Source organism: Vreelandella sedimenti (genome assembly GCF_013416325.1).
In the GTDB taxonomy this organism is placed as follows: Bacteria; Pseudomonadota; Gammaproteobacteria; order Pseudomonadales; family Halomonadaceae; genus Vreelandella; species Vreelandella sedimenti.
The window spans coordinates 130,960-143,848 of sequence record NZ_JACCGK010000004.1 but is presented as its reverse complement, the minus strand read 5'-3'; the positions used below and the strand labels follow the sequence as shown (position 1 = coordinate 143,848).

Genomic DNA, 12,889 nt, shown 5'->3' with positions numbered 1-12,889 from the left:
CGTCAAAGTTGACACTTACCCAGGAAGTGGGGTGTCAACGACCTCTCTCAAATACTGAGCAACACTCTCAGCCAATACCAGAAGCTCTTCGTCCTCTTCTAGATTGGCTGCCAGTTCCAACCCTACAGGTAGCCCAACATCAGTATTGCCGCCTGGTATTGATACGCTGGGTAATCCGGCACTGCTGATCGGCGTGGTATTGCGGATATAGCCCTCGAAACGGCTGACGATTCGTTCACCAATCTTCAAACATTCGTCGGCGGGTCGATCAATTTCCCGTGCGGAGAATAGCGTGGTGGGAAGACATATAGCATCAAGTCGGTGATCGCGAAACTTCCGCACGAAATATTGAGTTAAGGCCGGAGAGTGACGGGATATGGCTTCCGTATATTGTTGAGCAGTCGCACCGGCTAGCGTGCGCTCAAACATATCGCGTCCCTCTTGCCCTGCCATTTGTTCGACGACAACGTCGAGCGTTAACTCTCGCATCCAGAGCTCACGTCCATAATCACGTAAGAAGTCAGGTATTGAAGCTAATGGTTCGTAGAGATTAATGATTGGAGAAACTTTCTCATTGAGTACGTCGAGTTCTTTCAGATCAATGTCCACCAGTTCGACCCCAGCTTGAGCTAAGCGCTCCAGCGCCCGATACATAGGTATGCGGACTTCTTCGCTCATGGGTTCCCACGCCCAACTCGAAATCCCGAACCTTTTTCCACGTAGCGTTGCCCGCCCTTTCGCCATAGGTCTACCGCTTAGCACATGATCCAGTAGCCGGATATCTGAGACCGAGCGCGCCATTGGCCCAACGGTGTCATGATGAGGGCTGATCGGCAGCAGGCCTCGACTATCATAGCGACATTGCTTTGAAAGCCGATGATGGGTGGGGCGAAATCCAACAATGCCGGTCAGTGCCGCTGGAATCCGTAACGAACCACCGGTATCGGTGCCTAGCCCTGCACTGACAATACCCGAAGCTATTGCTGCAGCGGTGCCTCCAGAAGAGCCCCCAGCAAAACAGTGGAGGGCGTGGGGATTGCGAACGCTTCCAGGAAAGGAGGAAGTGCCAACGCAAGTAGCACCTGAGGCCAATTCATGCAAATTAGCTTTGCCAATTAGAATGGCACCCGCATCCAGTAAACGCTGTAAAGAGGGAGCGTTGCGATTAGCTTGGAAGCGTTGTAAAGCTCGCGTCGCGCCAGTCGTCGGTAAACGGGCACTCGCAATGTTGTCCTTAACAACAATTGGGAGACCGGCCAGTGGTAGTGCAACGCTTTTATCACTCCCTCGATCAAGACGGTCAGCCGTATCACGTGCACCGTTGGGGTCAAGCGAAATGATTGCATTAAGAGCACAGTTTTTTTCCGCAGCTACAAGACTCGCCTCAACTAAAGCTCGAGCACTGAAATGCCCATTTTTGACTGCCGCAACTTGTTGCCAGGCGCCTTGAGATAGCCAATAACTACTATTTTTATTCATCATTGCCAAAATACAACGCGCCGCTCAATCCAGGCGACTGAGGCGAAAAAAAGCAAACTGATAACGGATGCCAGCAGAATCGCCGACCACACTGTCAAAAAGTTGCTCATGACAACGGATTGATAGAGCGTCCATCCCAGTCCTAGATATGAACCAAGCATTTCCACCACAATTGTGGCAATAATGCTGCGTACCGTAGAAAGGCGTAGCGCCGTCATTATGGCCGGTAGTGCAGTTGGCAGGCGCAGGCACCACATAATCTTCCACCGCCCAGCACCGAAACTACTTAATAGATCAATGCTACGGCGATCAACTTGAGCGAGGCCACTTAGTGCTCCAAGCAGCACAGTAAACCCCACTTCACAAGCAACAATGACAACTTTCGACTCCATCCCTACGCCGAACCATAGTATGACCAATGGCGCATAGGCAGCCATAGGCACCGTATTGATAGCAACAATAATGCTAAGCAGTGACTGCCGCATCACGGGTGAGAATGTGAGTAAAATCGCTAGCAAGAGACCAGCTAGCGTGCCGATTGCAAAACCGGAGAGCGCCGCAGAGAGTGTGGCTGCACTGGCACTCATCAGGCTCGGAAAATTCTGAGATACCTGTATGACGATGTCACTAAAAGGTGGTAGTAAATAACTGGGAATATCTAATTGCCTGACACTGACTTCCCATATAACGAGACACCCCAAGACGCTGACTAATCCCCATAAGCGCCCACTCTGTGACTGGCTCATGACCCGCTCCTCAATGGTTGATATCCTGCTTGTGTTGCCAAAACAGGACTCTTTTTTCGATCGCAGCAACAACACCAAAGCAAACCGAGCCTAGCAACGCAACGAGTAAGATGGCCGACCATAGGGAGATGGTGTCCTCGTTGTACATTGATTGCAGTAGCAGAACACCCAACCCAGTGGTATCGCCAAACCACTCACCAACGACCGCGCCGGATAAGCTCGTGGCTACCGCTAGCTTGAGCCCCGTGAAGAAAGCAGGTAACGCTGAAGGCAGTTGCAAACGCCAGAGTAGTTGCTGGTTGCTAGCTCCGAAGCTTCGCAGCAGACTGATCTGCTTCGGGTCGACGCTATCGAGGCCAGCCAGCGTATTGACAGTAATGGTGAAGAACGTTAGGTAAAAGGCGATGACGGCTTTGGCCAGTAGCGAATTTCCGAACCACATCACCACGATAGCTCCGAAGGCGATGACAGGAATCGTCTGCGAGATTATAAAGAGCGGCAGTAACAAGTGACGCACCATTCGGTAACGCTGCATAATGACAGCACTCAACAATCCAAACAGCGTTCCTACGGCAAGCCCAATCAACATCTCACTAGCAGTACGAATAAAACCGGCGATGAAAGGATCCGGATAATGACTCAAACGCTCAGCAATCAGAGGTAGGCTTGGCAAATAGTGAACAGGCACTTTAAATAACACTACGCTGAGCTGCCAAGCCAATGCCATCGCCAACACGCCTAATGCTAGGCGGAACGAATTCCCCCGCATAATCGGGGCGATCCACGCTTTCATGGCATGCGATCCGCTAGCGGGATAGACTCTAAGATGCTGATATTAAATGCACTATCAATATCAATATCGCTACTAATGACATCATATCTGCGTAATAAATCGTGGGTCTTGAGTAGCTTTTCACGATCAAGCCAGTAAAGACCATGGTCTTGAGCAGCATCTGCTGTCATGAGCCGCTGCATTTCGGCCAGCATGGTTTCCTGATGATCACGTTCGAGCGTAGGTGACTGCTGCATAACAATATCAATGGCTTCGTCTGGATGGTCAAAAGCGTATTTCCATCCACGAATGGTCGCTTCAACGAAATGTGTGACTAACTCGGGACTATTGGCCAACGTCCGCTCCGATGTAATCAGGGCGTCACGTGGGATGGATATGCCGTAATCCTCGGGTATAAAAAAGCGCAAACTCTCCTCGCCAACAGCATTTCTAATGGTATTGAGTTCGTTGTACCAAGTCGCAGTTACTACGTCGACACTGCCATTTACAAAGGGTGTGACACTTACTTGTTGCGGTTGAATATTGACATCATCTTGATCGACGCCTTGGTCTGCCAGCATGGCAGACAAGATATGGTTTGCACCGGTAAACCAAGTTGAGACGCTATGGCCTTTGAAGTCTTGAATGGTTTCAACTGGCCCATCATTTTTGGCAACAAAAACGAAGTCTGTCTGTTGGGTGCCCAAGCCAATTGCCACCACCGGCAGTCCATTTTCGCGCGAAGAAATCACGCTGGGAGCCCCACCTGCAAGACCAAAGGTATCACTGCCTGTGGCTACCAGATTTTCAGTCAGAACGTTTGGACCACCAGGGTTGATCGTCAGATCGATGCCGTTCTCTATATAAAAGCCTTTCTCCTTGGCAACATAAAATCCTGCGAATTGAGCTTGGGGAAGCCACTTGAGCCTCACGCTGGCTTCCGTCAGCGTCTGCGCAGTCGCACTGTGAGAGAAGATGATTGGTAGAAGGATCACGGCCAGTGCAGCATTCAGCCTATGCCATTTGGAAATAGTGGATTTCATTGTGACTTTACTCCATTAATCGGGGTGCCTCAAAGGCGCCTATCCCCATCGTTATGGTTGCATGTTTTCTCACTCGGCTTGATGTCACTCACAAGAGGCGAAAGGCCGATCACCCTTGACGGTAGTTCGATGCATAACGCGACGGTATCGATTGTCGTCATAGGGAGTCGCGCAGTGCATGGTGCAACGGTTGTCCCATATCACTAGGTCGCCCGCTTGCCAACGATGGCGATAGACGAACTCATCACGAATGGCGTGTTGATTGAGTTCGTCTAAGAGCTGTTGACTCTCTTGAGGAGGCAGGCCAACAATTTCTTTGATGATGTCTTGGCCGACATAGAGCGAGGGGCGCCCAGTCCTGGGGTGAGCACGGACCAATGGATGTATAACATCGGGCGTCTTAGCACGCTGTTCATCACTTAATGGGGTGCGATCAGCGAAGGCTTTAGCGTAGTACCCCACATAGGAGTGAACCGCAGAGAGTTGTTTAATGCGTTGTTGGGTGGCGTATGACAACGCATCGTAAGCGGCATGCATACTGGCGAACAGCGTATCGCCTCCTTCAGGAGGTACTTCTATCGCATGGAGTAACGATCCCATGCTAGGTTCCTCTACATAGGAAAGATCCGAGTGCCAGTTCCAACCTTCTTTATGATTGCCTATCGGCTGACCATTCTCGGAAACATTGGACAGCACATAAATTTCAGGATGACCGGTGGCCAGAAATTGCTTTAGTACATGTACCATTAAGGGCCCAAACTGGCGACTGAGTTCGACATGACGAGCCGACTCTAGCCGCTGGTCACGCAACACTATGACGGAATAATGATTGAGCGCCGATTGCAACTCATCAATAACACCATCGGGTTGGGGCTGACTCAAATCCAAGTCATGAACTTCAATGCCAAATGTTGCTGTTAGAGGGGTAGTGTTCAGTGTCATTTATTTTTTCTCCCTAAATGCAATGTGGGTCTAGCTTAGTGGTGATAATCAGGGCAATCGCGTTCCAGCTTACGCAGCAGTGCTGGCCATTCGCGCTCCCCATTGATCAGAATGTCTCCCTGCTGCTCCCAAAATTGAAGAGCTGCTTTTTCACAAACTGCTGGGCTAGGAAGAACCATTGCTCCGGCAGTTGCCGAGGTTGCCTGAATATCCAGCTGAATACGGGCCGCGCGCTCGAAGTAATAGAGCAGCATGAAGGCCTCTCCAGGTGTGCGGCCGAGTACCAATACGCCGTGATTGCGCATCAACATCACGGGGCACTCCCCAAGATCGCTAACTAGCCGAGATTGCTCGTCCATATCAATGGCTACACCTTCATAGTCATGGAACGCTTGACGGCGATAGAAACGCATAGCGAACTGACTTAATGGCAGCAAACCATTTTGCTGAGTGGACACAGCGGTACTGGCATCAGAATGGGTGTGCAGCACGCACATTGCATCGTGTCGAGCGGCATGGATGGCACCGTGTATAACGAATCCCGCTACATTGACGTCGTAAGGAGACTGCTCAAGCTTCTCTCCTTGGAGATTGATCTTGACCAGACTTGAAGCAGTGATTTCCTCGAATAGAAGGCCGTATGGGTTAATCAGAAATTCGTCCTGCTTTCCCGGTACCCGCGCAGATATATGGTTGTAGATCATATCGTCGAGCCCCAACAGGGCGATCAGACGATAGCAGGCGGCTAGATCCACGCGTGTCTGCCACTCAGCGTCGTCGATACTTTTGCGGCGTTGGCTGGGTATATCAGCACTCATCAGGCATCTCGCTATTTCGGTGAATGGAGAGCGTTAAGGCAAACCGTGCTATGAAGCAAAAGACTTCATACTTTCTTCTTCAATTTCAGCCAGTAGCCGCCGTTTGATTGCCATGAACTCCTCGCTGGTTACAATATCGCCCCGGCGGGGGCGTGGCAGATCGATCCGTTGTTCCAGCTTGACCCGACCTGGGCGAGCCGACATGACCAGCACGCGGTCAGCGAGGAAAATGGCCTCATCAATGTCGTGGGTAATAAATAGAACGGTACGTTCGTGATGCTGCCAAATCTCCAACAGCCAACGCTGCATCATTGAACGCGTCAGCGAATCGAGTGCGCCGAACGGCTCGTCGAGTAACATCAGTTCCCGTCGAAAAAGAAAAGTACGCATAAGCGCAACACGTTGGCGCATACCACCAGAGAGCTGATGAGGGTAGTGTTTCTCGAAGCCCTTTAGCCCGAACTCCGGTAACATTTTTAATGCCTGCGCTCGTGCCTTGGCACGGGGTGTACCCTCGAGCTCAATAGCCAGAATGGCGTTATCCAGTACGGTTCGCCACGGCAGTAGTAAATCTTGCTGCGGCATAAAAGCGACCTGACCAAGCAACTCCCTTGCATCAATAGCGCGACTATGATGAGCGATATGGCCGTCATCAGGTGAGTCAAGGCCCGCTACAATATTGAAAAGCGTGCTTTTACCGCAGCCACTTGGACCGATGACGGTAATGAACTCGCCCTTGTTGATATCGACGGAAACATTCTCTAAGGCGGTAATGGCACCAAATCGCTTAGTAAGGTTTTGCAGACCTAGTATTGAACTCCCTTTAGTGACAGCCCGAGGGCTTACCGACTCCACCCAACCTTCGCTAATAGCGGCACTGTTTGTAGTCATGACACCTTTCCTGACGTTGCGCTTGCAATGACGCGAAGCTTTTTTAGACTGATGCACTATGCATGCCAAAATCTTATTTTTTGTCGCATTTATTTGACAGCTGTGCTTTTAAGTCCAGCGCAGTAGCATTTCATTAATAAATTTCAGTGCTTTTATAAATCAAACTTGAATACAATAAACATATATAGGTATACCCAGTTAATAAAAAAGGAAACATTTTGATGCAAAATCGAGCTGAAGACGGTCTAAACTGCACCATTGATGAGCGTATCGTGGGAAAAGAGAGGGAAAGAGAGACGTTAGGAGAAAATTTACGACGCCACTTGGAAAGATCCATTTCCGTCGGTGAGCTAGCTCCCGGAACAAGGCTCGATGAAAAGGAATTAGCTGCCCGATATCAAGTCTCTAGAACGCCTGTCAGAGAGGCGTTTCGGCTCCTTGCCGCCTCTGGAATGGTAGAGCTGCGTGGTCGTCAAGGCGCTATCGTGCGAGAGATTGGAGTCAATCAATTATTGGAAATGTTCCAAGTAATGGCTGAGCTTGAAGGGCTGTGTGCTCGCCTGGCAGCGCGCCGTATTACTACATGTCAGCGCCAGCGTCTGGCCGAAATTCATCAGCATCTAGTGGAAATCGGCGAGGCGCCAACCCCCGATCCCGATCTCTTTTATCAGGTCAATCTTGAGTTCCACGAGTTGATCTATACTGCATCGCACAACACCTTTCTGGAAGAGCAGACCCACAGCCTGCGTAATCGCGTTGGCGCTTATCGTCGTCAAGTAACTAACTTGCCGCAACGCATAGCCAGTACAATTGAGGAGCACGAGAGAGTCATGCAAGCGATTTTTCAGCATGATGCAGAAGCAGCACACAATGCTATGCGAGGTCACTTGACGTTATTGGGAGAGGACTTGATCGATTTCATTGCCCAATTTGGTCGCTAGCACAGCTAGAAACAGCTTGGCATGCAACTTGCACAAACATGTATACCAATAAATCAAATTGGAAACATGGAGCAAGTATGAAACTCAACCTTAATGGCAAAGCAGCGCTGATCACAGGCGCATCTCAGGGTATTGGCATGGCCGTCGCGCGCGTGCTGGCAGAAGAGGGATGCCACTTGCATTTAGCAGCACGCAACGGTAGCGCTATGGAATCTCTGCGCGAAGAGCTGATATCGACCCATGGGACACAGGTTACTGTTCATGCGATGGATCTCTCCACTACGGAGGCAATGGAGGCGCTTGTAGCGGCAACAGGCGAAATCGATATTCTGGTCAACAATGCAGGCGATATCCCCGCCGGGTCACTGGATATTGTTGACGATGCTGCATGGCGAAAAGGCTTTGATCTCAAAGTCTTCGGCTATATCACCCTCGCCCGCGCTTACTATCCTGTATTGCGCAAGCGCGCTGGGGTCATCATCAATGTCATTGGCAATTCGGGCGAAAATTGGGATGCCAGTTACATTGCAGGTAGCACTGGCAATGCCTCATTGATGGCTTTTACCAAAGCTCTAGGGGGCGCTAGCCTTAACCATGGCGTTAGAGTAATTGGTGTTAATCCTGGCCCAGTCGCGACAGATCGTATGCTTAAGATCATGAAGCGCAAAGCAGTAGACATGCTGGGTGATGAATCACGCTGGGAAGAGTTATTCGAGAAATACCCAGGCGGTCGCCCTGCTGAATCAGAAGAGGTTGCCGACTTGGTTGCTTTTTTATCCTCCCCTAAAGCAGGTTATATCACAGGCACGATCGTCACCATTGATGGTGGCATTGCAGCACGCGGGTCAGTGATCTGACCCCTGACTTATTTTGCCTGCTAGGAGAACCGCCATGAGCAATGCTCGCTTACGTAATCGCTACTTCGATACATTGTTTAGCAACCATGACTTGATGTGGATGGGGCAAAACACCAACCATATCCCCACCCATCCTGTTGTTAAGGCTGCCATGCTCAAATCCATAGAGCGTGAAGAATACAGTGCCTATGCACCACCTTGGGGGCTCGAGGCACTACGAGATGCGGTCGTGGATGATTTGGGTGTACCTGGAATGGAAGCATTGATTACCGAAGGTGGTGTCAATGCGCTATCTCTGATCTGCCGTGCTCGCTGTGCCCCAGGTAAAACCTTCGTAACTACCGATCCCACCTGGAAATGGCCATGCCAGTTTGCGGAACAACAAGGAGCTGAGATCGTTCAACTCCCTATTTACGGCGATGAATACGATAACCGTCTGAGTGTCGAGCACCTTTCCGAGGCATGCGACGAGCGTACGGCACTCATCTATATCGTTGATCCCAATAATCCATTGGGGTGTCGGTACAGTCGTGAAGAGCTTGTAGGATTCATCGACGTCGCTCGCCGCTACGGTGCCCTATTAATTCACGACTGCACCTACCGAGATTTTGCCGATGACCATACTCTGGCGATATCAATTAATAGTGAGCATGCCGTAGTCAGCATGAGCTTTTCAAAATGGTTGGGACTGGCCGGCCTAAGAGTCGGGGCCCTAGTTGGCAATCCTAAACTGATTGATGAGTTCGCAGCTCAAAGTACAAGCGTTTTGGGGGGCAGTGTCATCGCCCAGAGAGCCGCACTGGCTGGCCTGTCAGTAAAAAAGGAGTGGATGACAGAGGTTCGTCGAATCGACCGTGCCAATAAGCAACGTATTCGTGATGCGGTCGATAGCATTCCGGGCCTGCGCGTTCTTGTATGGCCCTCTCATGGGAATTTCTTGGTGATCGAAACTGCAAGCGCAGACATCTCACCAGCAGCACTGGTCGATCTATTTAGCCGCGAAGGGATCATGATTCGCCAAGGTAGTTACCACACCGAGCAATTTGGTGATCATTTCATCAAAGTAAGTACTTCTGTTCCCGAAGATTGGGCTAGATGTTTCTGCGAACACTTACCGCTGCTTGTTGAACAGGCGCACGGTATCAAGAATATCGAGGCGCAATTCTGACGTCACCATCTATCTGTCGAAAGTACCTTAAACCCGAAACAGAGCGTCAAAAACAACGCAGAGAGTGCAAACGTGCATATCACCACACCGAATAGCATCAAGCTATATGTCGAAGAGGCCGGACAAGGCTTACCAATTCTGTTCATCCACGAATTCGGCGGCAACCATGCCAGCTGGGAACCTCAAATACGCGCTTTCAGCCGACGCTACCGCTGTATCACCTATGCTGCACGCGGCTATCCGCCTTCAGATGTTCCAAAGGATCTGGAAAGTTATTCACAGTCTATCGCTGTCCAGGATGCTTTGGCCGTTCTGGATGCCTTGAAAATCGATAAAGCTCATATCGTAGGTCTATCGATGGGAGGCTTTACTGCACTGCATTTTGGGTTGACTGCTCCCGACCGAGTCTTGTCGCTAACCGTAGCCGGTGCGGGTTATGGCTGCGAGAAGAAACTGGAAGCGTATTTCCGAGGAGTATCACTATCGGTAGCTGATAACTTCGAGACCCGTGGGGCCAAGGCATTTGCACCTATCTATGGTGCTGGCGCCAGCCGAGTACAGTACCAGAACAAGGACCCTCGTGGCTGGCAAGAGTTCGTTGAGCGTTTGGCAACGCATGATGACTTGGGAGCTGCCATGACAATGCGTGGCGTTCAGGCAAGACGCCCGTCGTTCTGGGATCTTTCAAAACCGCTTGCTGGGATGGTTTGCCCCACACTGGTTATGGTAGGTGACGAGGATGATCACTGCCTGCAGCCTGGGATCTTCTTGAAGAAAACACTGCCAGCGTGTGGATTGGCCGTTTTCCCCAAAACGGGCCATACGCTTAACCTAGAGGAACCCGAGCTTTTCAACAGACTGCTGGCCGAATTCTTCTCTCAGGTCGAGGCTGGCCGCTGGGAGGCACGCGACCCCAGGGCCAATCCAGATCAAGTCATGCGAACAGGCGATGAGGAAACAGCCTAATGGAAATCGTCGAGCAATATAATCTGAATATCGACGGTGACCGCCTCTGGCAACGGTTGATGGCGATGGCCGAAATTGGCGCTACCGATGGCGGTGGTGTCAATCGTCAAGCATTAAGTTATGAAGAGCACCACGCTTGGCGACAGCTCATTGAATGGGCAAAAGAATTTGATGCAGAACCTTTTATCGATGCTGTAGGCAACCTCTTCCTACGCCTTCCGGGCGAGAACCCCCAGGCGCGCCCCATCCTAATCGGCAGCCATCTCGATAGCCAGCCTCAAGGAGGACGTTTCGATGGCGTATTTGGCGTAATGGCGGCTTTTGAAATTTTGCAAACCCTCGCGACCAGCCAATTGCCGCGGCCGCGTGACGTAGTCGCTGTTGCCTGGATGAACGAGGAGGGCTCACGCTTTGCACCTGGGATGATGGGATCCGAGGTTTTTGTAGGCAAACGCGATCTAGCAATGGTTCGGAGTGTGTGTGACGCCAACGAAATAAGTGTCGGTGAGGCACTTGATACACAGTTTGCTGCCTTCCCCGATCTGCTACCTAGTTCACCTGGGTTTCCTGTTCACGCCTATATCGAGCCGCACATCGAGCAAGGGACGCGATTGGAACAGGCAAACTGCTCGATTGGGGTTGTCACAGGTATCCAGGGGAAACTTACCTATCGGGTTCGTTTGGTCGGAGTGCCTGGTCACGCTGGCACGCAACCAATGGCTGAGAGGCGTGACGCGCTAATGGCATTTGCGGACATTGCCGTGCATCTGCAAAAGGAAATCGGTCATTACGACGAGTGTATCAAACTCACTATCGGTCATCTGAATGTCACCCCCAACGTACCATCTGTTGTCCCGCAAGCGGTCACGTTCAGCCTTGATCTGCGCCATCCAGACAATGCGGTGCTGAAAGATCGTGGGATGAAAGTTACAGAACTTATCCAGGCGTATTCGGGGGCGTGCCGAGTAGAAGTCAAACCACTGGTAGTCGCGCCCTCCAACGACTTCGATGAGAGCCTGAGAGGATATATCACAAAATGTGCTGAGCACCGCGGCTATCCTGTTATGCCTGTACTTTCGGCAGCGGGTCACGATGCACGTTATCTGGCCCAACAGTGTCCTTCTGCAATGATCTTCATCCCTTGCCGGGATGGAGTAAGTCACGCAGAACACGAATGGGCCGAACCCAAGCATGTTACCGCGGGGGCCAGCGTTCTACTCGATGTTGTCGTAACGCTGTTAACGCAGCTTGTTCCAGCGAATGAGGAGAGTGACGAATGAGTAACCTTCCAAACAGCCAACTAATGGCCGACCTAACAGTTCAGCTACCTGAGGCTCCGCTCACCACGGCCCAGCGACGAGCTCGTTTTTTCAACTCAGGTAACGCCTTTAATATTAAATTACCGCCGGTACCTCCAGCAAGCTTCAATACACATGCTGCGCTCGCCTTAGATAGCGATGTCAGCGCTACCTTCGAATGCGACCAATCAGGCGTTCTTAACTGTGAAATGGCGGCGACGACCCCACTGATGCTGGCACGTTATCTAAGCTTGGCTACGGACGATGAGCAAAATCTATCCGCGCCAGCCAGCCAGCTCATCTGCTTTGTAATCACTGGGACGGGCTATTGTCGTGATGATGACGAAGTGTGGGAATGGGGGCCTGGAGATGTACTGCTGCTGCCAGGCGAAGGGCGAGTATCGCTTGGGGCAGATGCCAACGGAGCGCTGTTGTGGCTGGTAGGCAATGATCCATTGTTAGCTTTCGAAAAATTACGTGGGAGCGCGGAATCGATTGAGCCCGTGCACTATACTGCTGCAGAGATTCGACGACAGCTGTCGCTTCTAGCTACGTTGAAGAGCGATGCCAATACATCAGGAACGGCTCTCATCTTCTCGTCTGAAACGCTCGAAGCTGAGCGGAACATCACACCTTCGCTAACACTATCATTCAACACGTTGGCACCTGATTGTACGCAGCGCGCTCACCGACATAACTCAGCAGCAATTACGCTGATTGTTCAAGGTGATGGCTGTTACTCGATGATCGATAAGCAGCATTGCAAGTGGCAACAGTGGACAACGATGGTGACTCCGCCTGGTAGCATCCATAGCCATCATAACCTTGGCAACGAAACAGCACTCTTCTTGATCGTTCAGGATGGTGGGCTCCATTATCATGCAAGAACAATGGGTTTTGAGTTCGTTGAGTGAGCAAGCAACTCATCGTTCAGCTCGGCTTAATCAAAGAGAATGCGGTTATGATCC

13 protein-coding genes are annotated in these 12,889 nt (G+C 51.0%); 6 read left to right on the top strand and 7 right to left on the bottom strand.

The features are described from left to right. Positions 1–15: 15 nt before the first annotated feature. The 7 genes from HZU72_RS05600 to HZU72_RS05570 all read right to left on the bottom strand — a co-directional run bounded on the left by HZU72_RS05600 (position 16) and on the right by HZU72_RS05570 (position 6,691). Entirely contained in the window at positions 16–1,482 is a 1,467-nt protein-coding gene (locus HZU72_RS05600; protein ID WP_180090920.1) for an amidase family protein, read from the bottom strand. After that, a complete protein-coding gene (locus HZU72_RS05595) occupies positions 1,479–2,225 on the bottom strand; it encodes an ABC transporter permease (RefSeq protein ID WP_180090919.1) in 747 nt (248 codons plus the stop codon). The genes HZU72_RS05600 and HZU72_RS05595 overlap by 4 nt, the downstream gene beginning before the upstream one ends. Positions 2,226–2,235: 10 nt before the next feature. Then, a complete protein-coding gene (locus HZU72_RS05590) occupies positions 2,236–3,018 on the bottom strand; it encodes an ABC transporter permease (protein ID WP_180090918.1) in 783 nt (260 codons plus the stop codon). Further along, positions 3,015–4,040 (bottom strand): ABC transporter substrate-binding protein, encoded by a 1,026-nt coding sequence (locus HZU72_RS05585; RefSeq protein ID WP_180090917.1) that lies wholly within the window; start codon positions 4,038–4,040, stop codon positions 3,015–3,017. Before HZU72_RS05585 ends, HZU72_RS05590 begins: the two co-directional genes overlap by 4 nt. A gap of 84 nt (positions 4,041–4,124) precedes the next feature. After that, the gene (locus HZU72_RS05580) at positions 4,125–4,982 is read right to left on the bottom strand and encodes a TauD/TfdA dioxygenase family protein (RefSeq protein WP_180090916.1); all 858 of its coding nucleotides are present in this window, start codon (positions 4,980–4,982) and stop codon (positions 4,125–4,127) included. Between the two features lie 35 nt (positions 4,983–5,017). Then, positions 5,018–5,800, bottom strand: a complete 783-nt coding sequence (locus HZU72_RS05575) for a class II aldolase/adducin family protein (RefSeq protein WP_180090915.1) — start codon at positions 5,798–5,800, stop codon at positions 5,018–5,020. Positions 5,801–5,848: 48 nt separating this feature from the next. Further along, positions 5,849–6,691 carry an ABC transporter ATP-binding protein gene (locus tag HZU72_RS05570; protein ID WP_180090914.1) on the bottom strand — a complete coding sequence of 281 codons (843 nt, stop codon included), beginning with the start codon at positions 6,689–6,691 and terminating at the stop codon, positions 5,849–5,851. 221 nt (positions 6,692–6,912) lie between these two features. Here HZU72_RS05570 and HZU72_RS05565 point away from each other — a divergent pair, with 221 nt between their 5' ends. From HZU72_RS05565 to HZU72_RS05540, 6 genes are all read left to right on the top strand, one after another. After that, complete coding sequence (locus HZU72_RS05565; RefSeq protein ID WP_180090913.1) at positions 6,913–7,632, top strand: GntR family transcriptional regulator; 720 nt, start codon at positions 6,913–6,915, stop codon at positions 7,630–7,632. A 77-nt stretch (positions 7,633–7,709) separates the two neighbouring features. After that, the gene (locus HZU72_RS05560) at positions 7,710–8,489 is read left to right on the top strand and encodes an SDR family oxidoreductase (protein WP_180090912.1); all 780 of its coding nucleotides are present in this window, start codon (positions 7,710–7,712) and stop codon (positions 8,487–8,489) included. 34 nt (positions 8,490–8,523) lie between these two features. Further along, entirely contained in the window at positions 8,524–9,657 is a 1,134-nt protein-coding gene (locus tag HZU72_RS05555; protein ID WP_180090911.1) for a pyridoxal phosphate-dependent aminotransferase, read from the top strand. Between the two features lie 72 nt (positions 9,658–9,729). Further along, positions 9,730–10,623, top strand: coding sequence for an alpha/beta fold hydrolase (locus HZU72_RS05550; RefSeq protein ID WP_180090910.1), 894 nt, complete (start codon positions 9,730–9,732; stop codon positions 10,621–10,623). After that, entirely contained in the window at positions 10,623–11,903 is a 1,281-nt protein-coding gene (locus tag HZU72_RS05545; RefSeq protein WP_180090909.1) for a hydantoinase/carbamoylase family amidase, read from the top strand. Before HZU72_RS05550 ends, HZU72_RS05545 begins: the two co-directional genes overlap by 1 nt. After that, a complete protein-coding gene (locus tag HZU72_RS05540) occupies positions 11,900–12,835 on the top strand; it encodes a cupin domain-containing protein (RefSeq protein ID WP_180090908.1) in 936 nt (311 codons plus the stop codon). Before HZU72_RS05545 ends, HZU72_RS05540 begins: the two co-directional genes overlap by 4 nt. Positions 12,836–12,889 lie beyond the last annotated feature (54 nt).

What these genes read in the sequence shown, in the direction of transcription:
- HZU72_RS05595 (WP_180090919.1), bottom strand. Translation starts at nt 2,225, where the DNA reads ATGAGCCAGTCACAGAGTGGGCGCTTATGGGGATTAGTCAGCGTCTTG.
- HZU72_RS05565 (WP_180090913.1), top strand. Translation starts at nt 6,913, where the DNA reads ATGCAAAATCGAGCTGAAGACGGTCTAAACTGCACCATTGATGAGCGT.
- HZU72_RS05585 (WP_180090917.1), bottom strand. Translation starts at nt 4,040, where the DNA reads ATGAAATCCACTATTTCCAAATGGCATAGGCTGAATGCTGCACTGGCC.
- HZU72_RS05580 (WP_180090916.1), bottom strand. Translation starts at nt 4,982, where the DNA reads ATGACACTGAACACTACCCCTCTAACAGCAACATTTGGCATTGAAGTT.
- HZU72_RS05575 (WP_180090915.1), bottom strand. Translation starts at nt 5,800, where the DNA reads ATGAGTGCTGATATACCCAGCCAACGCCGCAAAAGTATCGACGACGCT.
- HZU72_RS05555 (WP_180090911.1), top strand. Translation starts at nt 8,524, where the DNA reads ATGAGCAATGCTCGCTTACGTAATCGCTACTTCGATACATTGTTTAGC.
- HZU72_RS05590 (WP_180090918.1), bottom strand. Translation starts at nt 3,018, where the DNA reads ATGAAAGCGTGGATCGCCCCGATTATGCGGGGGAATTCGTTCCGCCTA.
- HZU72_RS05540 (WP_180090908.1), top strand. Translation starts at nt 11,900, where the DNA reads ATGAGTAACCTTCCAAACAGCCAACTAATGGCCGACCTAACAGTTCAG.
- HZU72_RS05560 (WP_180090912.1), top strand. Translation starts at nt 7,710, where the DNA reads ATGAAACTCAACCTTAATGGCAAAGCAGCGCTGATCACAGGCGCATCT.
- HZU72_RS05600 (WP_180090920.1), bottom strand. Translation starts at nt 1,482, where the DNA reads ATGATGAATAAAAATAGTAGTTATTGGCTATCTCAAGGCGCCTGGCAA.
- HZU72_RS05545 (WP_180090909.1), top strand. Translation starts at nt 10,623, where the DNA reads ATGGAAATCGTCGAGCAATATAATCTGAATATCGACGGTGACCGCCTC.
- HZU72_RS05570 (WP_180090914.1), bottom strand. Translation starts at nt 6,691, where the DNA reads ATGACTACAAACAGTGCCGCTATTAGCGAAGGTTGGGTGGAGTCGGTA.